20 protein-coding genes are annotated in these 24,266 nt (G+C 73.9%); 12 read left to right on the top strand and 8 right to left on the bottom strand.

All coding sequences use genetic code 11. From position 1 onward, the window contains the following. Nucleotides 1–49 precede the first annotated feature (49 nt). On the top strand, nt 50–658 hold the full coding sequence (locus tag BUE45_RS07735) for an FHA domain-containing protein (protein WP_073376908.1): 609 nt from the start codon (nt 50–52) through the stop codon (nt 656–658). Between the two features lie 76 nt (nt 659–734). On the opposite strand, the gene BUE45_RS07740 is transcribed toward BUE45_RS07735, so the two are convergent. The 3 genes from BUE45_RS07740 to purN are packed head-to-tail and all read right to left on the bottom strand — an operon-like array spanning nt 735 to nt 3,813. Next, on the bottom strand, nt 735–1,595 hold the full coding sequence (locus BUE45_RS07740) for a bifunctional methylenetetrahydrofolate dehydrogenase/methenyltetrahydrofolate cyclohydrolase (protein WP_073376910.1): 861 nt from the start codon (nt 1,593–1,595) through the stop codon (nt 735–737). Nucleotides 1,596–1,606: 11 nt separating this feature from the next. Then, nucleotides 1,607–3,172 carry a bifunctional phosphoribosylaminoimidazolecarboxamide formyltransferase/IMP cyclohydrolase gene (gene purH, locus BUE45_RS07745; RefSeq protein WP_073376912.1) on the bottom strand — a complete coding sequence of 522 codons (1,566 nt, stop codon included), beginning with the start codon at nt 3,170–3,172 and terminating at the stop codon, nt 1,607–1,609. Continuing rightward, nucleotides 3,169–3,813 carry a phosphoribosylglycinamide formyltransferase gene (gene purN / locus BUE45_RS07750; RefSeq protein ID WP_073376914.1) on the bottom strand — a complete coding sequence of 215 codons (645 nt, stop codon included), beginning with the start codon at nt 3,811–3,813 and terminating at the stop codon, nt 3,169–3,171. Before purN ends, purH begins: the two co-directional genes overlap by 4 nt. A 327-nt stretch (nt 3,814–4,140) precedes the next feature. Between purN and BUE45_RS07755 the strand changes: the two genes are divergently transcribed. The 9 genes from BUE45_RS07755 (at nt 4,141) to BUE45_RS07795 (ending at nt 14,773) form a co-directional block, all read left to right on the top strand. Next, nucleotides 4,141–4,533, top strand: coding sequence for a hypothetical protein (locus BUE45_RS07755; protein ID WP_073376916.1), 393 nt, complete (start codon nt 4,141–4,143; stop codon nt 4,531–4,533). Between the two features lie 303 nt (nt 4,534–4,836). Next, nucleotides 4,837–6,654, top strand: coding sequence for a chain length determinant family protein (locus tag BUE45_RS07760; protein WP_073376918.1), 1,818 nt, complete (start codon nt 4,837–4,839; stop codon nt 6,652–6,654). Continuing rightward, nucleotides 6,654–8,045 carry an O-antigen ligase family protein gene (locus tag BUE45_RS07765; RefSeq protein ID WP_073376920.1) on the top strand — a complete coding sequence of 464 codons (1,392 nt, stop codon included), beginning with the start codon at nt 6,654–6,656 and terminating at the stop codon, nt 8,043–8,045. The genes BUE45_RS07760 and BUE45_RS07765 overlap by 1 nt, the downstream gene beginning before the upstream one ends. Next, a complete protein-coding gene (locus BUE45_RS07770) occupies nt 8,042–9,259 on the top strand; it encodes a phosphotransferase (protein WP_073376922.1) in 1,218 nt (405 codons plus the stop codon). The genes BUE45_RS07765 and BUE45_RS07770 overlap by 4 nt, the downstream gene beginning before the upstream one ends. A gap of 128 nt (nt 9,260–9,387) precedes the next feature. Then, nucleotides 9,388–10,266, top strand: a complete 879-nt coding sequence (locus tag BUE45_RS07775; protein ID WP_073376924.1) for a sulfotransferase domain-containing protein — start codon at nt 9,388–9,390, stop codon at nt 10,264–10,266. After that, a complete protein-coding gene (locus BUE45_RS07780) occupies nt 10,236–11,795 on the top strand; it encodes a lipopolysaccharide biosynthesis protein (protein ID WP_073377463.1) in 1,560 nt (519 codons plus the stop codon). The genes BUE45_RS07775 and BUE45_RS07780 overlap by 31 nt, the downstream gene beginning before the upstream one ends. A gap of 35 nt (nt 11,796–11,830) precedes the next feature. After that, the gene (locus BUE45_RS07785) at nt 11,831–12,289 is read left to right on the top strand and encodes a glycosyltransferase family protein (protein WP_073376926.1); all 459 of its coding nucleotides are present in this window, start codon (nt 11,831–11,833) and stop codon (nt 12,287–12,289) included. Continuing rightward, on the top strand, nt 12,286–13,797 hold the full coding sequence (locus BUE45_RS07790; protein ID WP_073376928.1) for a glycosyltransferase: 1,512 nt from the start codon (nt 12,286–12,288) through the stop codon (nt 13,795–13,797). The genes BUE45_RS07785 and BUE45_RS07790 overlap by 4 nt, the downstream gene beginning before the upstream one ends. Nucleotides 13,798–14,164: 367 nt before the next feature. Further along, nucleotides 14,165–14,773: a TetR/AcrR family transcriptional regulator gene (locus tag BUE45_RS07795; protein ID WP_073376930.1), complete on the top strand. Its 609-nt coding sequence runs from the start codon at nt 14,165–14,167 to the stop codon at nt 14,771–14,773. Nucleotides 14,774–14,804: 31 nt separating this feature from the next. Here the strand turns inward: BUE45_RS07795 and BUE45_RS07800 are convergent, their stop codons facing one another. Next, complete coding sequence (locus tag BUE45_RS07800; RefSeq protein WP_073376932.1) at nt 14,805–15,374, bottom strand: hypothetical protein; 570 nt, start codon at nt 15,372–15,374, stop codon at nt 14,805–14,807. Between the two features lie 168 nt (nt 15,375–15,542). Between BUE45_RS07800 and BUE45_RS33765 the strand changes: the two genes are divergently transcribed. Continuing rightward, the gene (locus BUE45_RS33765; protein WP_073376934.1) at nt 15,543–16,151 is read left to right on the top strand and encodes a TetR/AcrR family transcriptional regulator; all 609 of its coding nucleotides are present in this window, start codon (nt 15,543–15,545) and stop codon (nt 16,149–16,151) included. A gap of 413 nt (nt 16,152–16,564) precedes the next feature. Continuing rightward, the gene (locus BUE45_RS07810; protein ID WP_073376936.1) at nt 16,565–17,425 is read left to right on the top strand and encodes a hypothetical protein; all 861 of its coding nucleotides are present in this window, start codon (nt 16,565–16,567) and stop codon (nt 17,423–17,425) included. Nucleotides 17,426–18,817: 1,392 nt separating this feature from the next. Here the strand turns inward: BUE45_RS07810 and BUE45_RS07815 are convergent. The 4 genes from BUE45_RS07815 to cysN form a co-directional block, all read right to left on the bottom strand. Continuing rightward, a complete protein-coding gene (locus BUE45_RS07815; protein ID WP_073376938.1) occupies nt 18,818–19,945 on the bottom strand; it encodes a glycoside hydrolase family 26 protein in 1,128 nt (375 codons plus the stop codon). Between the two features lie 121 nt (nt 19,946–20,066). Beyond that, nucleotides 20,067–20,954 carry a sulfotransferase family protein gene (locus tag BUE45_RS07820; RefSeq protein WP_073377468.1) on the bottom strand — a complete coding sequence of 296 codons (888 nt, stop codon included), beginning with the start codon at nt 20,952–20,954 and terminating at the stop codon, nt 20,067–20,069. A 215-nt stretch (nt 20,955–21,169) separates the two neighbouring features. Next, entirely contained in the window at nt 21,170–22,330 is a 1,161-nt protein-coding gene (locus BUE45_RS07825) for a S8 family peptidase (RefSeq protein ID WP_073376940.1), read from the bottom strand. Nucleotides 22,331–22,926: 596 nt separating this feature from the next. Continuing rightward, entirely contained in the window at nt 22,927–24,195 is a 1,269-nt protein-coding gene (cysN, locus tag BUE45_RS07830) for a sulfate adenylyltransferase subunit CysN (protein WP_073376942.1), read from the bottom strand. Nucleotides 24,196–24,266 lie beyond the last annotated feature (71 nt).

A 24,266-nucleotide genomic window follows, 5' to 3' on the forward strand; every position in this document is an offset into this window, starting at 1 on the left:
TCGTCCGCACACCCACCGGCAGCGCCACACGAGCCCGGCAGGAGGCACCGTGGACGGGCCCTACCTCCGGGTCGAGGAGTCCGGCGAGATCCGCGAGCTCGCGGACGAGGTCACCACGGTCGGCCGCGGCGAGGGTGCCGACATCCGCCTCGACGACCCCAGCGTCTCGCTGCTCCACGCCGAGCTGGTCCGCCGCGGCCCCTACGTGTACGTGGTGGACATGGGCCTGTCCCGCAACGGCACCCGGGTCAACGGCCGGCCGATCGCCCGGCGCGTCCTGGAAGAGGGCGACGTGGTAAGTTTCGGCACCGCCCGCTGCCGGGTCGGCGGCCTGCCCCAGGAGCAGATCAGCCCGGACGTGGAGCTGCGCCGCAGCGCCGCCCCCGAGCTGACCCGCCGGGAGCTGGACGTGCTGACGGCGCTGTGCCAGCCCGCCCTGTCGGAGGAGGCGTTCGTCGCTCCGGCGACCGCCCGCGACATCGCCGAGGTGCTGGTGGTGACCGAGGCGGCGGTCAAGCAGCACCTGCTCCGGCTGTACCAGAAGTTCCGCATCCCCGAGGGCCAGAACCGGCGCACCCGGCTGGCCAACGAGGTGGTCGCGCTGGGGCTGGTGCGCCCGCTGCCGGTCGGCCACCACACCCGGCGCGCCGCCGGCTGAGGCCGGGGGCCGCCCCCGCCGACGGGCGCGGGGCGGCGGCCCGTCCGGACCACCGCCCCGTGCGCGAGGACGCGGGTCAGCCCCGCGCGGCGACCTGCCGCTCGGCCGCCTCGACCACGTTGACCAGCAGCATCGCGCGGGTCATCGGGCCCACCCCGCCGGGGTTGGGCGAGATGTGCCCGGCCACCCCGGCCACGTCCGGGACGACGTCCCCGACCAGGCCGTCCTCCGTGCGCGAGACGCCCACGTCCAGCACGGCCGCGCCAGGGCGCACCATGTCGGGGGTGATGAGCCCGGGCACCCCGGCCCCGGCGACGATGATGTCGGCGCGGCGGGTGTGCTCGGCGAGGTCGCGGGTGCCGGTGTGGCACAGGGTGACGGTGGCGTTCTCCGACCGGCGGGTCAGCAGCAGCCCCAGCGGGCGGCCCACGGTGACACCGCGGCCGACCACGACCACCTCGGCGCCCTTGAGGGGGACGTCGTAGCGGTGGAGCAGCTCGACGATGCCGCGCGGGGTGCAGGGCAGCGGGGCCTCCTGCATCAGCACCAGCCTGCCGAGGTTGGAGGGCTGGAGCCCGTCGGCGTCCTTGACCGGGTCGATCAGGCCCAGCACCCGGTTCTCGTCCAGGCCCCGGGGCAGGGGCAGCTGCACGATGTAGCCGGTGCAGGCCGGGTCCTCGTTGAGTTCGCGGACGGCCTGCTCCACCTGCTCCTGGGTGGCGTCGCCGGGCAGGTCGCGCCGGATGCTCGCGATGCCGACCTGGGCGCAGTCGCGGTGCTTGCCGCGGACGTAGGAGTGGCTGCCCGGGTCGTCGCCGACCAGGACGGTGCCCAGCCCGGGGGTGACGCCCTGCTCGCGCAGGCGGGCCACCCGGCCGGTGAGCTCCTCGCGGATGGACGTGGCGACGGCCTTGCCGTCCAGAACGATCGCGCTCATGCCTGGGTCTCCTAGTGGAAGAAGTGCCGGGTGCCGGTCAGGTACAGGGTGGCCCCGGCCGCCTCGGCCGCCGCGACGACCTCCGCGTCGCGGACCGAGCCGCCGGGCTGCACGACGGCGCGCACCCCGGCCGCGGTGAGGATCTCCAGCCCGTCGGGGAAGGGGAAGAAGGCGTCGCTGGCGGCGACCGACCCGGCCACCCGGTCCCCGGCGCGGGACACCGCCAGGCGCGCGGAGTCGACCCGGTTGACCTGGCCCATGCCGACGCCGACGGTGGCGCCGTCGGAGGCGAGCAGGATGGCGTTGGACTTGACGGCGCGCACCGCCCGCCAGGCGAAGGCCAGGTCGGCCAGGGTCGCCTCGTCGGCGGGCTCACCGGTGGCCAGGGTCCAGCTCTCGGGGGCGTCGCCCGGGGCGTCGATGCGGTCGACCGACTGGGCGAGCAGCCCGCCGCTGATCAGGCGGGTCTCCACCGCGGGGCCGGCGGCGGCCTCGACCTTGAGCAGGCGGATGTTCTTCTTGCGGGTGAGGATGTCCAGCGCCGCGGGCTCGAAGCCGGGGGCGGCCACGACCTCGGTGAAGACCTCCGAGATCTGCGCGGCCAGCTCCTCGCCCACCGGGCGGTTAGTGGCGATGACCCCGCCGAACGCCGACACCGGGTCGGCGGCGTGCGCCTTGCGGTGGGCCTCGGCGTTGTCGGCGCCCACCGCGATGCCGCACGGGTTGGCGTGCTTGATGACGGCGACGCAGGGGGCGTCGAAGTCGTGGGCGGCGCGCACGGCGGCGTCGGTGTCCACGTAGTTGTTGAACGACATGGCCTTGCCGTGCAGCTGCTCGGCCCCGGCCAGGCCGTGCGCGGGCACGCCCGCCGGAACGTACAGGGCGGCGCCCTGGTGCGGGTTCTCGCCGTAGCGCAGGACGGCCTTGCGGGTGTGGACGGCGGCCCGGAAGTCCGGCCAGGCCGTCTCGGCGGCCTCGGCGTCGGGCGCGTAGGTGCCGGAGAACCACTCGGCGACCGCCGCGTCGTAGGCGGCGGTGTGCTGGAACGCCAGCCCGGCCAGGCGCCTGCGGCGGTCGAGGGTGAAGCCGCCGCCGCGCACGGCCTCCAGGACGGAGTCGTAGGAGGCGGGGTCGACGACGACGGCGACGCTGGAGTGGTTCTTGGCGGAGGCGCGCACCATGGCGGGGCCGCCGATGTCGATCTGCTCGACGCACTCCGTCCCGGAGGCGCCCGAGGCGACGGTCTCGCGGAACGGGTAGAGGTTGACCACGACCAGGTCGAAGGGGGCGATGCCCAGATCCTCGATCTGGGACACGTGGTCGGGGTTGTTCTGGTCGGCGAGGAGCCCGGCGTGCACGGACGGGTGGAGGGTCTTGACCCGGCCGCCCATGATCTCGGGGAATCCCGTGACGTCCTCGACCCCGGTGACGGGGACGCCCGCCTCGCGCAGCCGCGCGGCGGTGGAGCCGGTAGAGACGATCTCCACCCCGGCCGCGGCCAGGCCCGCGCCCAGGGCCTCCAGGCCGGTCTTGTCGTACACGCTGATCAACGCACGCCGGATGGCCTGCTGGGTCACCGGTTCTCCTTCGGTTCGGTCGCGTCCGCGACGCTCTGCTCGGTGCGGTCGGCCCGGCCGAACCGCACCTTCCTGCCGTCGATGGTCCAGCCCTCGCGGGACAGGCGGCCGACCGTGTCGACCAGCATGCGCCGCTCCACGCCCTTGATGCGCTCGTGGAGGCCGGACTCGTCATCGTCGTCCTCGACGGGGACCGCCACCTGGTCGATGATCGGCCCGGAGTCGACGCCCTCGTCGAGGAAGTGGATGGTGGTGCCGGTGACGCGGACACCGTGGGCGAGCGCGTCACGCACCGCGTGGGCGCCGGGGAAGGAGGGGAGCAGGGCCGGGTGGATGTTCACGGCGGCGTACTCGCGCACGACCTCGGGGCCGAGGATGCGCATGAACCCGGCGGAGACGACCAGGTCGGGAGCGTGTTCCCCGATGTGCTCGGCCAGGTCGGCGTTCCAGCGGGCGCGGTCGGCGTACTCGCGGAAGGGGACGGTGAACACGGGTACACCGGCCTCGCGGGCCCGTTCGATGCCCCGGGTCCCCTCGCGGTCGGCCCCGACGGCGACGATCTCGGCCCCGTAGGCCGGATCCCGGGCCGCCTCCAGGAGGGCGGCCATGTTGCTGCCCGTACCCGATATGAGAACCACCACTCGCGCGGACAATGCTTCTCCCATGTGACTAGAGAACGGTGCGGGAGTCCCCTCCCGTACTCCGGGGGCACCGGGGGACGGCGCAGCATCCGGAAAACGCGTACACCCGGTACAGATCCCGGGCTTGGGCCGTGCGAGGGCCCGTCCGCACCACCACCCTATCGGGCCGGGTAGCGTCGGACCCACGTGAGGCGGGCTTGGGGACGACGTGTGACGCGGGCCTCCGACCGGCCCCGATCCTCCGGAAGTCGTCTTCGGCGGATACCCTCCGCTCAAGCCGCAGTGTGACGAGGGCATCCGCCGCGGGTGCCCCGAAGGAGTGAGACCTTGACCGAGAACCGCCCGGAGCCGCGATCCGAGGACGACCGCCCCCGTGTCGAGCGCGGCGGGCTGTGGGGCCTGTTCTTCGGGCTGGCCGGGCTGCTGCTGCCGCCCTACGGGGGCGTACTGTCCGCGTTCGGCCTGGTTCAGGGCATCCAGGCGCGGCGGGCCGCCCGGCGCAACCGGTCCGACGCCCCGCTGGCGCTGCTGAGCGTGGCGGTGGGCGTGGCCGGGGTCGTGGTGTCCCTGGCGATGATCGCGGTCTCGGTGGTGTTCAACGACCAGCTCATCGAGTACCGGGACTGCTCGGCGCGGGCGCACACGGTGTCCACCCAGCAGGCGTGCGACGACGCCTGGAACTCGGGGACCGCGCTGCCCTCGTGGGTCACCGGCGCCTGAGCACCATGACATAGCGGTACAGAACGTCCCGGAGGGGGCGGCGGGGAGACCCGCCGCCCCCTCCGCGTTCTGTTTCCGGCCTTGTTCTCCAGAGGAAACGGACCTTCTCCGGGCATCGAGCACGCACCCCAAGGGACTACACTTAGTGTTCAATCGTTCACTAAAAGTGTCGACTCCCGGGGGCCGAGAACCCGGCCGCCCCCATGCCGCCACCCCGGCGGCGGGGGGAGCCGGCCCGCACCCGCCGCACGGCGTGGCCGATTCCCCGCACATCGAAGCCAGTGGCCTCTTCAGGAGGGTTTGATGGACACCCCCGCCCCCGGATCACCCGGACCGGAACTCAAGGAGTACACCGCGCTGCTGCGCCGCCGCTGGCGGCCGGTGGCCGCCGGGGTGCTCGGCGGCGCGGCCCTGGCCCTGGCCGGGGTGTTCGCGGTGCCCTCCGCCTACACCTCCACGGCCGCCGTCCAGGTACTGCCGACCGGGATGGCCGAGTTCACCGGCGAGCGGTCCGGCCGCCTGGCGGGCGACGTGAACCTCGACACCGAGGCGCAGGTGCTGCGCTCGGAGGAGGTCTCCGCCGCGGCGGCCGAACTCGCCGCCGAGGCCACCGGTTCCCCCGCCACCGCCGACGACCTGCGCGAGAACGTCGACGTCACCGTCCCCTCCAACAGCAACGTGCTGGAGATCCACTACACCGCGGGCTCCCCCGAGGCCGCCCGGGCCGGGGCCGACGCCTACTCCCGGGCCTACCTCGGGCAGCGGGCCGAACGCGTGGACGGCCTCATCGGCGCCCACCTGGAGGCGCTGCGCGGCGAGCGTGAGCGCCTGGAGGAGGAGCTGGGCGGGGTGTCCGGCGGCGCCGCGTCCGCCGACCCCCGCGCCGAGGTCCTGCGCCAGGAGGCCACCGCGCTGGGCGGGGGCATCGCACCGCTCGCCGCGCTGCGCGGGACCGTCGAGACCGGCCGGGTGATCACCCCGGCCGACCTGCCCGAGCGGGCCTCCTCCCCCAACCCGCCGCTGTGGCTGGCCGCGGGCACCGCCCTGGGCCTGCTGGCCGGGCTGGGCGCGGCCGTGGTCCGCGACCGCCTGGACCGGCGCCTGCACGACACCGAGGAGACCGGGCGCCTGAGCGGCCTGCCCGTGCTGCTCGACCTGTCCTCCTGCGCGCCGCAGCGCGGGGGGCGCACCCCCGGCCTGCTCGGGGAGAACGAGACCGGCGGCCAGCGGGTCCAGTCCCTGGTCCACCTGGTCCGCGCCCGCGGCGCCGGCCCGGGCGGCTCCGTACGGCCCCCGGCCGCCGCGGACGGGACCGCCGCGGACGGGGAGGGCCCGCGGGCGGGCCGCGTGCTCGTGGTCGCGGCCACCACGCCCGGCCGGTCCGGAACCGCCGCCGCGGTGAACGTCGCCGCGGCCCTGGCCCGGACGGGTTCGGAGACGCTGCTGGTGTGCGCCGACCCGCGGTCCGACACCGTGGGCGAGCTGCTGGGCCTGCCCGAGGGCCCCGGCCTGGCCGAGGCCCTGGTCGACGGCGAGGACCCCGGCGACCTGGAGGTGCGCCCGGAGGCGGCCCCCCGGTTGCGGGTGCTGCGCCACGGGCGGCCGGGGGCTGCCGCACCGGTGCAGGACACCGCGATGGGCGACCTGCTGGGACTGCTGCGCGAGCAGGCCGACCACATCGTGGTCGCGGTGCCGCCGCCCGGCGAGCGCGCCGACGTGCACGCCGTGGCCGGCGCCGCCGACCTCGTGCTCCCGGTCGTCGAGCTGGGCCGCACCCTCCGCGCCGACCTGGCCGACCTGCTCGCCGTCGCCGACCGGTTCGCGCTGGAGGCCCCCGGCGTGATCGTGCTGCCCCGGCAGCCGCTGCCCGGCCCGCTCCCCGAACTCGCCCCCGCGGGCGGGGCCCCGTCCGCGCCCCGGCGGACCACCTCCGGAGTCGTCCGGGCGGACGGGGACCCGCAGGAGAAGGCGGAGAAGGAGCAGGACCCGCAGGAAGCGGAGGACGCGCAGGACGCGCAGGACGCGGAGGAGGCCGGCCGCGACGGGGCCGCGGAGCCCGGCGAGGCCGGGGACGGCGAGACCGTCGTGGTGCCCGCCGACGTCGCCGGGGCGCGGCGCTGATGGCGCGGGGCCCCGCGGCGGCCGGGACCGGCGCGGCCGTGCCCGTCACCGCGGGCCCGGCCCCGTCCTCCGGGCGCCCGCTGCTGTGGCTGCTGGCGGGCTACCCGGTGTGGTGGGCGCTGGGCCTGGGCCAGTTCGCCTACTGGGTGTTCGCCGTCCCGATGGCCGTGGAGCTGGTGCGCCGCCACCGGACGGTCGGCCTGCGGGTGCCCCCGGCGTTCTGGCTGTGGGCGCTGTTCCTGGTGTGGTCGGTGCTGGGCCTGGCCGTGGTCCCGCTGGAGATGCCGGGCACCGTCCCGGACAGCGGCGGCTACGGCGGGGCCGTGCTCCGGGTCGTCAACTACCTGGTGCTGACGGTGCTGCTGCTGTACGCGGGCAACCTGACCAAGCGCGAGCTGCCCACCCGCGCGGTGGTGGCGGCGCTGACGGTGCTGGGCCTGGCCACGATCGCCGGCGGGTACCTGGGGATGCTCGCGCCGCGGTTCGAGTTCACCGCGCCGCTGGAGTACCTGCTGCCCGGCGGGCTGGCCTCCGACCCGTTCATGAAGACCCTCATCCACCCGGCGTCCGCGCAGGTGATGGACATCTTCGGGTACGACTCGGCGCGCCCCAAGGCGCCCTGGGAGTACACCAACGTGTGGGGGTACATGATCTCCCTGCTGCTGGTGTGGGCCGCCGTGCTCGTCCTCGGCCGCGCGGGCGCTCCGCCGTGGGTGCGCTGGGGCCTGCCCGTGGCCATGCTGCTGGCGGTGGTGCCCGTCGTGCACTCGCTCAACCGGGCGCTGTGGGTGGGGCTGGCGCTGTCACTGCTCTACGCGGGGTTCGCGGCGCTGCGCCGGGGGCGGGTGCTGCCGGTGGCGGTGTGCGCGCTGGTCGCGGTGCTGGCCCTGGGGGTGCTGGCGCTGTCCCCGCTGGCCGACGTGGTGCGGGCGCGGGCCGACGCCCCGCACAGCGACGACGGGCGGGCAGCGACCAACGCGGCGTCGGTGGCCGCCGCCGACCTGTCGCCGGTGCTGGGCTGGGGCACCACCCGGGAGACCCTGGGCAGCTCCGACTCCATCGCGATCGGCCCCTCCGCCGAGTGCCCCGGCTGCGGCCAGCACGTGATCGGCAACGCGGGCCAGCTGTGGATGACACTCGTCGCGAGCGGGTGGGTGGGCACGGCCCTGTTCCTGGGCTTCTTCGCGGCGGTGGCCTGGCGGTACCGGTCCGCGGTGACGCCCGCGGGCCAGGGCGCCCTGCTCACCGTGCTGCTGCTCTTCTGGTACATGTTCTTCTACGTCGCGCTCATGTCTCCGCTGGCCGTGACCATGGTGGCCGTCGCCCTGCTGTGGCGGGACGAGGAGCCCCTGCTCCGCCGCGGGACCGCGCACGGGCGGGGGTCCCGATGAACGGTGAGACGACCTATCTGACAGACCTGGCGGCGGTGCTGTGGCCGTGCGGGGGGCTGCTGGGGCACGGCCCCGGCCCCGCCCGCGGGCGGGGCCGGGGCAACCAGTACCTGCCGGTGCCCAGCGCCTGCGACCCGCGGGTGATCCTGCCCGCGCACAACCGGTCGGCGGCCACCCGGGGCATCGCGTCCTTCTCCCAGGGGCACTCCCTGCGGGAGCGGCTGCGCAAACTGCTGCTGACCGGGGCGTTCGCCTCGGGGATGGCCCCGCTGCTGCTGCGCGACCGCCTGTACGTGGGCGCCGGTCCGGGCATCGAGCACGCGCTCGCGGCGGCGCTGGACCGCGAGCTGGCCATCGCCATCCACGTGGGGCCGCCGCGGGCCAACCGCAAGCCGGTCCTGCTGCTGCTCACCCCGGGCGGGCGGACCATCGGCTACGCCAAGGTCGCCGTGAACGACCTGACCGGGCGGCTGGTGGTGGCCGAGGCGCGGGCGCTGCGCCTGCTGGCCGACCACCGGCTGCGCGACGTCACCGTGCCCCGGCTGATGTACCAGGGCGAGTGGAACGGCCGCCCGCTGCTGGTGCAGGAGGCGCTGCCGGTGGGCGACCAGACCGACCGGCCCACCCGGCGCCAGCTGCTGCGCTGCGTCGCCCAGATCACCTCCCTGGTGGAGGTGCGCCGGCGCCGCCTGTCGGCGAGCACGTACCGCGGCGCCCTGGAGGAGCGGATCGCCGCACTGGGCGCGCGTCCGGAGGCGGGGCCGCTGATGGCTGCGCTGCACGGCCTGCCGGACGTGTCCCTGCCCTTCGGCGCCTGGCACGGGGACCTGACCCGGTGGAACATCGCCGGGACCGCGCGCCGCTCGTTCGTGTGGGACTGGGAGCGCCTGTCGCTGGACGCGCCCGCCGGGTTCGACGCCCTCCACTACGACCTCAACGAGTCCGTGCAGGCGGGGGTGCACCCCGGGGTGCACCGGTGGCTGGAGAGCGGCGCCCGGCTGCTGCGCGACCCGCTCATGGCCGAGCTGGGACTGGCAGCGCACACCGTGTCCACGGTGATGGCCCTCTACCTCATCGACCTGGCCACCCGCTACCTGCACGACCGCCAGGACGAGATCGGCGTCCACCTGGCCGCGGTCGACGACTGGCTGCTGCCCGCCCTGGAGGGCCTCCAGGAGCGGGCGGCGCACGAGGCCGCCCGCGCCGGCGGCTGAGCCGTGCCCTCCCGGGCCCCCGCCCCGTTCCGCCCCGTCCCCCGCCCGCAACCGCCCCCGAGCGAACCGAGCCCGCACCGTCCGACGCATGTCCAACCCTGGAACCCGGAAACGACGAGGTCGATGTGATGCCGCAGCGCACAGCAACCCTGCCGCGACGACTGGCCGCGCCGGCCCGGCGGGCGGTCCTCCCGCTCGTCGACGCGCTGGGAACGGTCACCGGGCCCGCCCGGGCCCTGCCCGACTTCCTGATCTGCGGCGCGCAGCGCAGCGGGACGACGTCGCTGTTCAAGTCCCTGTCGGGGAACCCGGCCGCCACCGGTCCGGTGCTGCGCAAGGGGGTGCACTTCTTCGACACCGCCCACCACCGGGGGACGGCGTGGTACCGGTCGCACTTCCCGCTGCGGCTGTCGCTGCGGGAGCGTCCGGGGCGGCCCCGGGTGCGGGCGTTCGAGTCCAGCCCCTACTACCTGTTCCACCCGCTGGCGGCCGAGCGGATCGCCCGCGACCTGCCGGGGGTGCGGGTGGTGGTGATCCTGCGCGACCCGGTGGAGCGGGCGTACTCGGCGCACGCGCACGAGACGGCGCGCGGGTTCGAGACCGAGCCCTTCGCGCGGGCGGTGGAGCTGGAGGAGTCGCGCCTGGCCGGGGAGGAGGAGAAGCTGCTCTCCGAGCCGGGCTATGTGTCCCACTCCCACCAGCACCACGGGTACATCGCCCGGGGCCGCTACGCGGACCAGCTGGAGCGGATGGAGGGGCACCTGGGCCGGGACCGGATGTACGTGGCGGACTACGCCGAGCTGTTCGACGGGACCGTCGGCGAACTGCGGCGGATCGAGGACTTCCTGGGACTGCCGCCGGGGCCGGACCGGGTGCCGGGGCGGCACAACGCGCGCGGGCGGGCGGCGATGCCCGAGGCGCTGCGGGCCGAGCTGGCGGAGCGGTTCGCCGAGAGCGACCGGCGGCTGGCCCGGTGGTGGGGGCGGACCCCGTCGTGGTGCGCGTGACCGAGGTAGCGGAGCGGGGGAACCCGGGGCTGCGCCGCGTACTGCGGGGCGGCGCGGTCAACATGGCGGGCGCGGTGGTGGGGGCCGGGCTCAACCTGGCCCTGATCGTGGCGATCACGCGGGCCTTCTCCCAGGAGGCGGCGGGGCTGCTGTTCTCCGCGACGTCGGTGTTCCTCATCGCGGCGGCGGTGGCGAACGTGGGGGCGCCGGACGGGCTGGTGTACTTCATCGCCCGGCTGCGGGTGCTGGGCCGGGCGGGCGCGGTGCCGCGGCTGGTGCGGCTGGCGACGGTCCCGGCGGTGCTGGTGTCCTGCGGGGCGGCGGTGCTGATGGCGGCGTTCGCCGGGCCGATGGCCGACGCGCTGGGGACCGACGACGCCGCGGTGTACCTGCGGCTGCTGGCGGTGTTCCTGCCGTGCGCGGTGCTGCTGGACACGGCCCTGGCGGCGACCCGGGCGCACCACGCGATGGCGGCGACGGCGCTGCTGGACAAGGTGGGGCGGCCGCTGGCGCAGGTGGGTCTGGTGGCGGCGATGGCGCTGTCGGGTTCGGCGGGGATGCTGGCGCTGGCGTGGGCGGGGCCGTACCTGCCCGCGGCGGTGCTGGCGTGGTTCTGGCTGGGGCGGATCCTGCGCCGCGGGGCTCCGGGGGAGGCGGCGGGCGCGGGGGCCCCGTCGGCTCCCCCGGCGGGGCCGGACGCGGGGTACGCGTCCGGCCCCGAGCCGGTCTCCCCCGCCGAGTTCTGGTCGTTCTCGCTGCCGCGCGCGGTGGCGGGGGTGGCGCAGATGGGGGTGCAGCGCGGAGGCGTGGTGCTGACCGCGCTGCTGGGCGGGCTGACCGGCGCCGCGGTGTTCACGGCGGCGACCCGGGTGATGGTGGTCGGGCAGTTCGGGGCGCAGACGGTGCTGTCCGCGGCGCAGCCGCGGTTCGCCGAGCAGCTGGCCACCGGAGACCACGACGGGGTGCGCGCCCTGTACACGGCTGGGTCGTCGTGGCTGATGTGCCTGACCTGGCCGCTGTACCTGACCGCGCTGGTCTTCGCACCCGAGGTGATGGGGGTGTTCGGCGCGGACTACGCGGCGGGGGCGGACGCCCTGGTCGTGATCTGCGCCGGGCAGCTGGCGGCGTCGCTGCTGGGGATGGGCGACCTGATCCTGACGATGACGGGGCGCACGGGCGCGAACCTGTTCAACAACCTGCTGGCGCTGGCGGTGAGCGTGGGCGGGTGCCTGCTGCTGGTCCCGGCCGCGGGGGCGGTGGGCGGCGCTCTGGCGCTGGTGGCGGCGGTGCTGGTGCGCAAGGCGCTGCCGCTGTGGCAGCTGCGGTCGCACGTGGTCCTGCGCCCGCTGGGGCGGCCGGTGCTGGTCGCGGCGGGCGGGTGCCTGCTGTGGTTCGGCGCCCTGCCGCTGGCGGCGGAGCGGGTCCTGGGCGAGGGCCTCCCCGCCCTGGCCCTGGCGGTCGTCGCGGGCTCCGCGGGTCACCTGGCGACCGTGTGGGCCTGCCGGGGCCCCCTGGGGCTGCGCACCTGACCGATGAATACACAGAGTCATGAGATGATGACTCCATGTCTTCGCGACCGGTTCTCCTGGTGGCCTCCAACGGGGGGCACCTCGCCCAGCTGTGCGCGCTCCGCCCCTGGTGGGAGGGGCGCGAGCGGGCCTGGGTGACCTTCCGGACCCCGGACGCCGAGTCCGCCCTGGCGGGCGAGCGCGTCCACTGGGCGTACCACCCGACCACCCGCAACGCGGGCAACCTCCTGCGCAACACGGGGCTGGCCGCCCGGGTGCTGCGCGCCGAGCGGCCCGCCGCGGTCGTGACCACGGGCGCGGGCGTGGCGCTGCCGTTCTTCGCCCTGGGGCGGCTGAGCCGCGTCCCGACCGTCTACATCGAGGTCTACGACCGGATCGACACCCCCACGCTCACCGCCCGGCTGTGCCGCCCCTTCACCCGCCTGTCCCTCGCCCAGTGGGAGGAGCAGCGCGCCTTCATGCCGACCGCCATCACCGTAGGACCTCTCCTGTGACCGAACAGACCACCCGCCCTGCACCCCGGCCCGACGGCAGCGACCACCCCGACGTGGTCGTCAGCATCGGGACCGACCACCACGCGTTCGACCGGCTCGTGCGCTGGATCGACGACTACGCCCTGGCCCGCCGGGACCTGAGGATCCTGGTGCAGCACGGGCACAGCGCGGCCCCCGAGGTCGCCTCGGGCACACCGTTCCTGCCGGGCGAGGACCTGGGCGGGCTCATGGGGGCGGCGCGCGTCGTCGTCACCCACGGGGGGCCCGGGACGATCGTCCAGGCCCGCCGGGCGGGGAGGCTGCCGGTGGTGGTGCCGCGCGACCCCGAGCTGGGAGAGCACGTCGACGACCACCAGCTGCTGTTCGTGTCCCGGCTCCAGGAGGCGGGGCGGGTGCGGTCCTGCTCCAGCCCGCAGCAGCTGTACGCGCTGCTCGACCGCGCGCTGGCCGCGCCGGAGGACTTCCGGGTGGGCCCGGAGGACGACGAGGGGGCGGTGCGCTCGGCGCTGCGCGCGGGCGCGCTCATCGACCTCGTCGCCGACCGCGCCGGGCAGGACGCCCCCGCCGCCGAGCCCCGCCGGGACGGCGGCGAGGTGACGGAGTGGCCCGAGGTCACCGTGGTGGTCCCCACCCGGGACCGGCCCGAGCTGCTGCGCCGCACCCTGCGCGCCGTCTCCGAGCAGGACTACCCCGGCACCATCACGACGATCGTGGTCTACGACAACGACCAGCCCGACCCGTCCCTGGCCCGCGGGGAGGGCGGCCGGCCGGTCCGGGTGGTCACCAACACCCTGACCCCCGGCCTGGCGGGCGCCCGCAACACCGGCGTGCTGGCGGCGCACACGGACCTGGTGGCCTTCTGCGACGACGACGACACCTGGATGCCCGGCAAGCTGCGCGCCCAGGTGCGGGTGATGCTGGAGGAGCCGGGGACGGACATGGTGTGCTGCGGGATCACCGTGGTGTACGACAAGGTGGAGGCGGTGCGGACCCTGGACCGCACCAGCGTCAGCTTCGGGGACCTGCTGGGGTCGCGGCTGACGGAGCTGCACCCGTCCACGTTCCTGATCCGGCGGCGGGCGATGATCGACGGCTGCGGGACGGTGAGCGAGGAGATCCCGGGCAGCTACGCCGAGGACTACGAGCTGCTGCTGCGCCTGGCCCGGCGCGGCCCCATCCGCAACATCCCGGAGACGGGCGTGCGGGTGCTGTGGCACCGGCGCTCGCACTTCTCCGGGCGCTGGCAGACGATCTCGACGGCGCTGCGCTGGCTGCTGGAGCGCTACCCGGAGTTCCGCCTGGTCCCGCGCGGCCACGCCCGCGTCGCCGGACAGATCGCGTTCGCCGAGGCGTCCGCGGGGCACCGCCGGGCCGCGCTGCGCTGGATCGGCACCACCGTGCGCACCCGGCCCACCGAGGCCCGCGCCTATCTGGCCCTGCTGGTGGTCCTGGGCGTTCCTCCGGGCTGGGTCACGCGCGCCCTGCACCTGCGCGGCAAGGGCCTCTGACCCGGGGGCCGGGCGCCGCCCCACGGCCGATACCGGGGCCGGGGGGGAGACGGTGCTCGGCCCCCCGCCGAGGCGGTGCCGGGCGCGTCCGATCCCGTACCCGCCCGGCTCCGCCTCGGCGGGGGCGCGGACCCGGCGCGGTGCCGCCCGTCCACGTACAGGTGGACCCCGCCCTGGCCGCGGGCCCCGGGTGCGGGCGTCGCGGGCGTACACCGTCCGGCCGCCGTCCCGGATTCCGGTCCCCGAACCCGGCGGCCCCCTCGACCTGGAACGACGGCCAGGCCGACACAGCGTATCGAAACTGCCGCGATGGTAGCATCACGGCGTATCGGTACGGCGTACCGGAACCGGGCGAGGGAAGGCGGACATGGAACCGACACCACCGGAGGGCCTCGGCAGCCGCGACAGGATCCTGTGGGCGGCGGCGACGATGCTGGGCGAGGGTCCCGGCGCGATCCTCAGCGTGCGCAACATCGCCGCGCGGGCCGGTGTGAGCCCTGGGTCGCTGCGCCACCACTTCCCCACGCAGCGCGCCCTGATGGACACGGTCCTGCCCCTGGTCTACGACATGGTGCTCCCCGAGGACAGCGTCCACGACTCCTCGCTCCCGGCCCGGGACCGGCTCGTCGCCCGCCTGCGGCGGCTGCTCGCGCCCACCGGCGCCGGCGCCGACCCACGGGAGTCCTGGCGCCTGGCCTTCGAGCGGTACGTCGACCCCGAGCCGACGGAGGCGGTGCGGGAGGAGTACCTGGCCCTGGAGCGGGAGATGGCCCGCCGCGTCGAGTCCTGCCTGGCGGTCCTCCAGAACGAGGGCGCCCTCCCCGAGGGGGACACCCACCGCCGGGTGAGGTTCCTGATGACCGTGGTCAACGGGCTCTCCATTGCCCAGGCACTGCCCGCGGACGCGTCCCTGCCGCGGACGGAGACCGAGGTGCTGAACGCCGCCGCCGACGCCGTTCTCACGGGCGGCGTCTGAGGACCGGCCGCGGGCCCGTGCCCGGCGCCGGTCATGACGCCTTCCTTCGCAGCAGGGCGCCCAGACGGAGGGCGGAGACCAGGAAGAAGACACCGCCGACGGCGGCGTAGCCGCCGACCCCCGCGATGTCGCCGGAGCCCTGGAGGCCCTGGGCCAGGAAGGCGCCGCCGGCCAGGACGGAGATGCCGCCGCTGAGGATCTGCGGCACCTGGCCGCCGGAGCGCCGCCGCCGGACCGCGGCGACCAGCTGGGGGATGCCCGAGCCCACGGCCCAGGCGCCCCAGACGGCGAGGGCGGCGGCGGGGGACACCGTGGACGCCCAGCCGAGCGCGACGGCCACGGCCGCGCTGACCGCCACGTTGACCCGTTCCGCCGCGCGCGGCGAGGCGGGATCGCGGTGCCGGGACCGGAGCTGCCACAGGACGGCGGCGGCGTCGAAGAGCGGGTAGGCGACCAGGAGCGCGGTGAGCACCGGCCCCGCGGCCCCCGCCGTCGCGAACACCAGCACCGCCCAGGCGAGGGCGAAGGCGAAGCGGACGAAGTACAGGCGGCGCAGCGCCTCGCCGAACCGCGTCGGCGCGGTCGTGTCGGACACGGTCATGGGTTCTCTCCTGGGAAAGGTCGGGCCGTGGCGGCGGTGTACAGGGGCGCGGACATCGTGCCTCCTCGACCGCTTCAATGTAGAGTTACTAGTTCGTCTACATCGACGACTCTAGACTCGTCCCAGCGCCGGTGCAACCGGTCGGACGAAAAGAGGGGGACGGCAGACATGCACGCCGAGACGACCGAACCGGCGAAGCGCAGGCCGTCGGGGGCCGCGACGAGGGCGCGCATCCTCACCGCCGCGAACGAGCTGTTCTACGCCCAGGGCATCCGGGCGACGAGCGCCGACCGCATCATCGAGCAGGTGGGCGTCACGAAGGTGACGTTCTACCGCCACTTCCGGACCAAGGGCGACCTCGTGGTCGCCTACCTGGAGGAACAGGCCGCGGCGGAACGCCGGTGGCTGGCGGGCGCGCGCCGCGAGGGCGACCCGGCGGGGTCGCTGCGCGCCCTGGCCACCGACATCGGTGCGGCCAGTTGCAGCCCGGGGTTCCGGGGGTGCGCGTTCATCAACGCGGCGGCGGAGTTCTCCGACCCGGAGGACCCGGTGCGGGCCGCGGTCGACGCGCACCGCGCGTGGATGCTCGGCGAGTTCGCGGACATCGCGGCGCAGGCGGGCGTGCGGAACGTGGACGCCGTCGCGCGGCAGCTGATGATCCTGCGCGACGGGGCGATGGTGAACGGCTACCTCGGGGAGGCGGAGACCGTCGCGGACTCCCTGGCGGCCGCGTTCACCTCGATCCTCGCGGCGCCGGGCGGAGCCTCCCCCCGCTGAACCCCGCCACGGCGGCCCGCACGCGCCCCGGACCCCGACCTGGAATTCCAGGTCGGGGTTTTTTCCCTTGCCTATGACCCGATAAGTACTTTTAGCGAAGACAAAAGGAAAAATTCCCGACCCCATTCCCACCTGCGAGAACACCGAACCGAAAAGATTCCCCGGCACGACCGAAGAACAACCGGACCTATCGTCTTTCCCATCGCGGATCTCTGTCCGACAACCGAAAGCAGAGACCCCGGTGTCCGGGGCCGTAGCGGTGGTTCACCCGTTCGCACACCCCCTGAACGCCGTCCCGCGGACGCCGCTCCCGATCCGGCCGAAAGGCGGGGCGCGAACGGCGGCCGCGCCGGTTCACCCGGGCCCTCCGGGCTGCGGGCACCCGCCCGCCCCCGACCACGGAAAGAGGTCCGATGCCCAACGAAGAGCACGAGATCCCCTTGAAGATCTTCCGGAACGCACCCGAACTGGTGGTGCCGCTGCTGGAAGGCGCGGGGGTCGAACTGCCGGCGTTCACCGAGGTCACCCACACCTCGGCCGAATGCACCGACAGCAGGCCCCGGGCCTACAACGCCGACGGTGCGTACGTGCTGCGCAACGGCGCCGAGAAGGTGCTGGCGGTGGTGGTGGAGCGCCAGCAGAAGCGGGAGGAGGACAAGTTCTGGACCTGGCCCGTGTACCAGACCACCGTGCGCTCGCAGGTGAAGTGCCCGACCGTCCTGCTTGCCCTGTGCCCGACCGACCCGATCGCCCGCTACTACACGGGTCCCATCGACACCGGCTATCCCGGCGACCGGATGACACCGGTCGTCCTGGGACCGAGCCGGACCCCGCTGGTGGTCGATCCGGTCCAGGCGCGTGTACTACCCGAACTGGCGGTGTTGTCGGCCAAGGCGCACGGGGACGAGGACCACCGGGCGCTGGACGCGGTCATGGCCGCTCTGGATGTCGTGACCTCGGACGACCGCGCGTTCTACTATGACTATGTGCTGGCCGGGCGCTCCAACGCGGCCCGGAAATACCTGGAGGACTTGATGTCTGTGGAGACCTACGAGTGGCAGAGCGACTTCGCCCGTAAGTACGTCGGCATCGGCCGGGAAGAGGGACGGGAGGAGGGGATCGCCAGCAGCGTGCTCCGCATCCTGCACAAACGCGACCTGTCCGTCTCCGAGGACGTCCGCTCCCGGATCGAGTCCTGCGACGACATCGACACCCTGAACACCTGGCTGGACAGGGCCCTCGACGCCACCCGCGCCGAAGACCTCTTCGACTGACCCCCGCGTTCTCCACCGCCCCCGGTCCCGGGAGGACCCACCCTCCCGGGGCACCCGGCCACAATCGGTCGGCGGACCAGGGCCCGCGCCACATGGTTTCCACCCGACCAGGGCGCCCGGCCACAGCCGGAGGGTGTCGCTCCCTGCTCAGGTTGTGGGGGTGAGAGCTCGACCGGAGTTCTCCGAAAGCTCAGCCATGTGAAAACGGCGGCCAGCGGAGCGTGGACCCGGCCCCGGCGCAGTCGGCACACGGTAGACCGCAAGGCCAGCGCGTTCGATGCACGTCCACGGTGGTGGGGGTGTCCTCCGGGGCTGGGTCGAGCGAGGCGATCCCAGCCCAGCCGCTTGGGGCGGGAGGAATGCCCCCTGAAAAGGGCGGTGGGCGCGACAAGCGGCCCGAACGTAGAGCACACCCATGCCCTCCCAACGCCATAGGGGGTGAAACGTGCGCTGTCTTGGGGCCTCGGGCACAGCCGGTCGGCGTTGATCGCCACCCCGGCTCCAGGGGGTCAACGAGGGCGTACTCGGCTCCGCGAACCCCTGGGGGTGAGGGCCGCGGATACCTGCCCGGCTCAGCCACCGGGGGTCGTCCACCCGCCTGGAGCCCTCAACCGCAGTCGGAGGGTGTCGCGCTGCCTCAGGTCGCGCGGGATAAGGCCGCGCGCACCTGCCCCGCCGTACCACTGGGGGGTGTCCACCCGCCTGGAGCGCCCAGCCACAGCCGGAGGGTGTCGCGCGGACCCGGGCCGCAGGGGGTGAGGGCTGCGGGTGCCTGCTCGCCCGGCCGCGCGGGGGCGGGGGCGGGGGCCGCACGTGCTCGCGGTCCTCGGTGCGTCGTGGTGCGGGAGGGCGCTTGGGTGCGGGTTACTACGTCTGTGGCTGGTGTTCCAAGCGAGGTCGGGAGCAACCGCGCGCTTCCGGTCGGACCTTTCCTCCCTTTGCAGGTGGTCGGGCGGGGCAGGCCTCGCCCGGACCCGCCCCCGGAAAGCGCACCCCCACCACCCGGGACGTGCGCCCCACGCACCCGCCCGGCCGTCTGCCGCCCGTCGTGTCGTGGGGGCGGATCCGGCTCCGCCGGTCTGTACCTTTCCAAGCGGTGACCGTCTTGGAGACCAAAGGTTCTGGTCGGGCGCGACCACAGACCGCCGTTCCCACGGGGTGACCCTTTTGGAAGCCTCCAAGTCCGTCTCACCCCCTCGGGCGGAGCATGCGGGAGCGTGTCCCGACACCCCCTGCGGCGGGCCGAGCGAGAGCCTGCGGCCTCACCCCGCGCAACCTTGCGCGGGAGAGAGACCCTACGGCTGTGGCGCAGGCCCCGGGTCCGCCGACCGGTGGTGGCCGGGCGCCCCGATCAAACCGAAACCACATGGCGGAGGCCGCCCGGCCGGGCCCTCATTCGGCGTGCGCGTACTCCACGAGCCTGCGCACCCGCTCGGGCAGGTCCACGTACGGGTCCTGTCCGGCCAGCTCGAACCCCTGCTGGGCGTATCGGTTGACGCCCACCCGGAAGTCGCACCCGTCCGACACCTTGCTGTCCCAGACCTTGACCGCCCGGACCCGTTCGTACTCGCGCAGCACCCGCGGCACGTCCGCGTACCACTGGAACGTCTCGCGCGGCCCGATGTCGGTGGTCCCCATCTCGCCGATCATCACCGGCTTGGTGGAGTCGATCCCGTGCTTGGGGCCCTCGTTCTGGATCCACTCGTAGGCCGGGCGCAGCGCGTCCTCGAAGGAGTCGACGTGCTTCCAGCCCGGCATGGTGTCGCAGCCGGTCATGTTGTACGCCTCCCAGCTGATCCAGTCGACGTACTCGTTGCCCGGCCACAGCCCCGGGAGCCGGTCCAGGTTGTCCTTCCACCCCGTCACGTTCCACACCCAGATGGCGTTGTCGGCGCCCTCCCGGCGGTAGATGTCGACGATGTGCCGCCAGGCCCGGGTGAACTCCTGCGGGGTGCCGCGCGTGTTGTAGCGCTTGTTGGCGTCGGCCTCGTGGTCGAACGTGAGGAAGTAGGGCGCCTCCAGGCCGGCGATCGCGCGCGCCTGGGTCCGGAGCACGGAGTCGAACTCCCCGCCCAGGATGTCCCGGTAGGACACGGCCGGGTGCCCGGGGCGCGTGAACCTGCGCGCCTCGATGTTGGTGTGCACGAACCGCCCCTCGGCGACCATGCGCCGTTCGCTCTCGCTCGGGATCTGGGGCTGGTCGATGCCGCTCCAGGTGTACACGATGTCCATCCGCCGCCCCGCGGCGTCCTCCAGCGCGTCCAGATCCCCGTTGTGGGGGCTGCCGCCCCACCACACGCCGCAGCTGGGTTCGAGAATCTCCGAGATGGTGCAGCGGTACTCGGTGTCGGCGGGCAGTCCCAGCATGGGAGCGGTGAAGGACTGCCGTGGCGCCCCCGCGGCCCCGGCCGTGGAGGAGGCGCCGCCCGCCGCGGCCCCGCCCCCTTCCGCCCCGGTCAGTGTGAGGGTGAGGAGCACGGCCCCCACCGACGTCATCACGCGTACCGGTCCGCTCTCCATGCCGTCCGCCCCCTAAGAGCCGTCACAGATAGTGTTCACATGAACACCATACGTTATGTTACTCGGACGCAACACCCCCACCAGGCAAAACGGGCGAATCTCGGAGGCCCCGGCCCCTGGATCAGTAGCCGTACCGTTTCCGCGCGGAGGTCGTCACCGCCGACACCAGGCGGCGCCGCCAAGGCGGCAGCGACTCCCGCCAGCCCTGGTCCGCATGCACCCCCACCGGCCCCTCGGCGAAGCGCATCGGGTTGCCCGACATCGCGTGCCCCCGGGACAGCGCCACACCGTCCCCCAGGTCCGGGCACTCCCCCGCGTACCCGGCGAACTCGGCGATGCGCGCGAACTCCTCGGTGGGCGCGGCCGTGAAGTCCTCGTAGCGGACCCGCAGCGTGGGGATGCCGCGGCGGGCCAGCGCGTCGAAGCAGGCGTTCTGCGTCATCCACTGCACCGCCGAGCGGCCCGCGGAGTAGCGCGCCATCTCGGGCTCGCTGCTGCCGGGCGAGGCGTCCGGCCGGGGCACCCGCTTGCTCCAGGAGTGCGCCACCGCACGGGGGTCGCGCACCACGTGCAGCAGCCGCATCCGCGCCCCGTAGCGCCAGCGCAGGCAGGCGGCCAGGGAGGCGTGCTTGCTGGCGTCGATGATCACCGGGGATCCGCTGACCAGGGCGATCGCCGTGTAGAGCCGGTGGTACAGCTCGGTGTAGCGGTCGCGGCGCTCGGCGAGCGGGCCCTCGGCGGTGCCGTTGAGCAGGACCGGCAGGAAGCGGGTCCGGTCCACGGCGTCCTTGAGCCCGAGCACGCGCCGCACGTCGAGCCGGCGCCAGCCGCCGAAGGCCTCCCGGCCGACCTCGGTCCAGAACCCGCAGTCGGCGAACGGCAGGCCGCAGCCGCAGCGCTCGTTCTCCACCACACCGCGCCGCCACAGGTGCACCGTCTCGCCGATCGAGCAGAATCCGGGCAGCTCGCCCAGGAGCCGCTCGATCAGGGTCGATCCGGAGCGGCCCATGCCGCCGACGAACACCAGCCGATATGCCTCTTCCACCCCTCCAGGCTATTACTTTCGGTCACCGCTCGGGCCCTTTGGGTGATGTTCCCCGGAACGGGCGTGCGACGGCCCCGGGCCGGGGGTTCGCGTCCCGGGCCGGGGCCGTCGTCTTCGTTGCCTTCATCCGTGGTCAGGGGCGGGATGCGGACGCGCGGGGTCTCCGCATCCCCGTGCCTCTAGAGGCCCTGGACGTTGAGCAGGGTGTTCACCGTGCCGGACGGGACGCCGCTCAGCTTGTCCTGCGAGCCGTTGGCGACCAGCCAGTCCTGGACGGTGGCCTGGTCCGCGTCGCCGTTGGCGCTCTTGTACAGCGCGGCCGCACCGGCCACGTGCGGGCTGGCCATGGAGGTGCCGTCGTAGGCGTCCACGCCGCCGCCCGGGATGGTCGACTCGATGTCGACGCCGGGGGCGTAGATGTCCACGGCCGCACCGTGGTTGGAGAAGTACGCCGCGGTGTCGGTGATGTCGGAGGCTCCGACGGTGGTCACGCCCTCGGCGCGGGCCGGGGAGACGTTGCCCGCGTCCTGGCCCTCGTTGCCCGCGGCGACCGCGACGAACACACCGGCACCGGCCAGCGCGTTGACGGCGTCGTCCACGGCCTGGGAGGCGGGGCCGCCCAGGGACAGGTTGGCGACGGAGTTCTCGGGGGCGTTGGCGGCCACCCAGTCGATGCCGGCGATGACGTCGTCGTAGCTGCCGGAACCGCTGTCGCTCAGGACCTTGACGCCGAACAGGTCGGCGGCGGGGGCCACGCCGTAGGTGGCGGAGCCGATGGTGCCCGCGACGTGGGTGCCGTGGCCGTTGACGTCGAGGCCGCCGCCGCCGTAGGCGTCGAACGCGGACGAGGCCCGGCCCTCGAAGTCGGGGTGGTCGGGGTCGATGCCGGTGTCGATGATGTAGGCGGAGACGCCCGAGCCGTCGGCCGTGGTGGAGTACGAGTCGTCCAGGGGGAGGTCCTCCTGGTCGATGCGGTCCAGGCCCCAGGTGACGCTGGTGTGGGCGGTGCCGACCTGCTCGACGTAGGCCACGCCGTCCTGGGCCCGCAGCTCCTGCACCTCGGCGGTGCTCAGGGTGGCGGAGTACCCGTCGAAAACCTCTTCGTAGGTGTGGTTGACGTCGCCGGCGGCGATGCCCAGGGCGGCCGGGGTGACCGCCGCGGTGCTGATCGAGTCCTCCAGCACCACGAACCACTCGCCGGCGACGGCGTCGGTGCTGGTGTACAGGGGGGCGAGCTCGTCCGCTCCGGCGGAGACGGCTCCGGAGAGGGCCATGGGGACGGAGAGAGCACCGGCGGCGACGAAGCCGAGAACGGTCCTCCGGGAGTGGTGCTTCTGCACTCTTTTTCTCCTTGGTGGGGGCATATGGGGATGTTAAGCACACAGCGCGTGATAACCGACCGTGACCAACCGGTTGCTCCCTTGCTGCGATGTGCAACTTTAATCACGAACTGTCCTTTACGCCAGGGTTCGGAGGAAATTTTTCGCCGTTCGTCTCATGCGCATCCCTGTTCCCACACCGGATGTCGCGTCCACCGACCTGCCGCCACTCCGGAGCGCGACCCCCCCTAACGCTTGTGTAGTGGGGTTTCGCGTTTCTCCGCAGAAGCAAAGGGACCGCGTACCGCCGGCATCGGAACATGGTTTTACGATCAGAAATAAGTAGGAAATACGCGAATGACACGTCCATTGATTCGGAAAACCCCGGGGCGGCGGCGGGGCGCGGGCACGCTCCGCGCACGCTCCGTCACCGGACTCCGGGCCGGTCCGCGCGCACGGGAGCGGGACCACCCGGCACTCCTCCCCCGTGCCGCCGTCGCGACGCCTTCGCCCCTGCCGCCCACGCGCCCCGTAGGGCCCGGACACGGCGAGGGGGCCGCCCGGCGCGGGCGGCCCCCCGTGTCCCTCTCGGCGGGCCCGCTCCCGGGCCCGCGCGCTCAGTCGGCCCGGACGACCATCCCGGCGCCGACCGTGGCGTTGGTGGCCTCGTCGATGAGGATGAACCCGCCCGTCTGCCGGTTGCGGGAGTACTCGTCGACGAACAGGGGCTGGGTGGAGCGCAGCCGCACCCGTCCGATCTCGTTGAGCGAGAGGTGGTCGGCCTGCTCGTCGCGGTGCAGCGTGTTGACGTCCAGCCGGTAGCGCAGGTCCTTGACCACGACCTTCGCCGTGCGGGTGGTGTGCTTGACGACGAGCTTGGAGCGCGGCGACAGCTTGCGCGCGTCCGTCATCCAGCAGACCATCGCCTCGATGTCCTGGGACGTGGCGGGCGTGTTGTTGGGACGGCAGATCATGTCGCCCCGGGAGATGTCGATCTCGTCCTCCAGCAGCAGCGTGACCGACATCGGCGCGAACGCCTCGGCGACCTCCCCGTCCGCCGTGGCGATCTTGGCGATCCTGCTGGTCAGGCCGGACGGCAGGTGCACGACCTCGTCGCCCGGCTTGAGCACGCCCCCGGCGAGCTGGCCCGCGTAGCCGCGGTAGTCGTGCAGCTCGGGGTCGTCGGACTTGTGCGGGCGGATCACGTACTGCACCGGGAAGCGCGCGTCGATGAGGTTGCGGTCCGAGGCGATGTGCACGTTCTCCAGGTGGTGCAGCAGCGAGGGGCCGCTGTACCAGGGCATGTTCTCCGAGCGCTCCACCACGTTGTCGCCGTGCAGCGCGGAGATCGGCACGAACGTGAGGTCGCGGGCGTCCAGTTTGGCGGCGAAGTCGGTGAACTCCGCCTTGATCTCCTCGAAGCGGGCCTGGTCGTAGTCGACCAGGTCCATCTTGTTGACCGCCAGGACCAGGTGCGGGACCTGGAGCAGCGTGGTGAGGAAGGCGTGGCGGCGGCTCTGCTCCTGGAGGCCCTTGCGGGCGTCCACCAGGATGATCGCCAGGTCCGCGGTGGAGGCCCCGGTGACCATGTTGCGGGTGTACTGGATGTGGCCCGGGGTGTCGGCGATGATGAACGTCCGCTTGGGCGTGGCGAAGTACCGGTAGGCCACGTCGATGGTGATGCCCTGCTCGCGCTCGGCGCGCAGGCCGTCGGTGAGCAGCGCCAGGTTGGTGTGCTCCTCGCCGCGCGCGGCGCTGGTGCGCTCCACCGCGTCGAGCTGGTCCTCGAAGATCGACTTGGAGTCGAACAGCAGCCGGCCGATCAGGGTGCTCTTGCCGTCGTCTACCGAGCCCGCCGTGGCGAACCGCAGGATGTCGTTGCTCATGCTCGCTGGTCCTCTGTGGGAATGGGGTGCAACCGCAGGGCTGGAGGGGTGCCGCGTCGGAGGCGTCGGCG

The sequence above is a fragment of the Nocardiopsis flavescens genome, assembly GCF_900141985.1.
Taxonomy (GTDB): domain Bacteria; phylum Actinomycetota; class Actinomycetes; order Streptosporangiales; family Streptosporangiaceae; genus Nocardiopsis; species Nocardiopsis flavescens.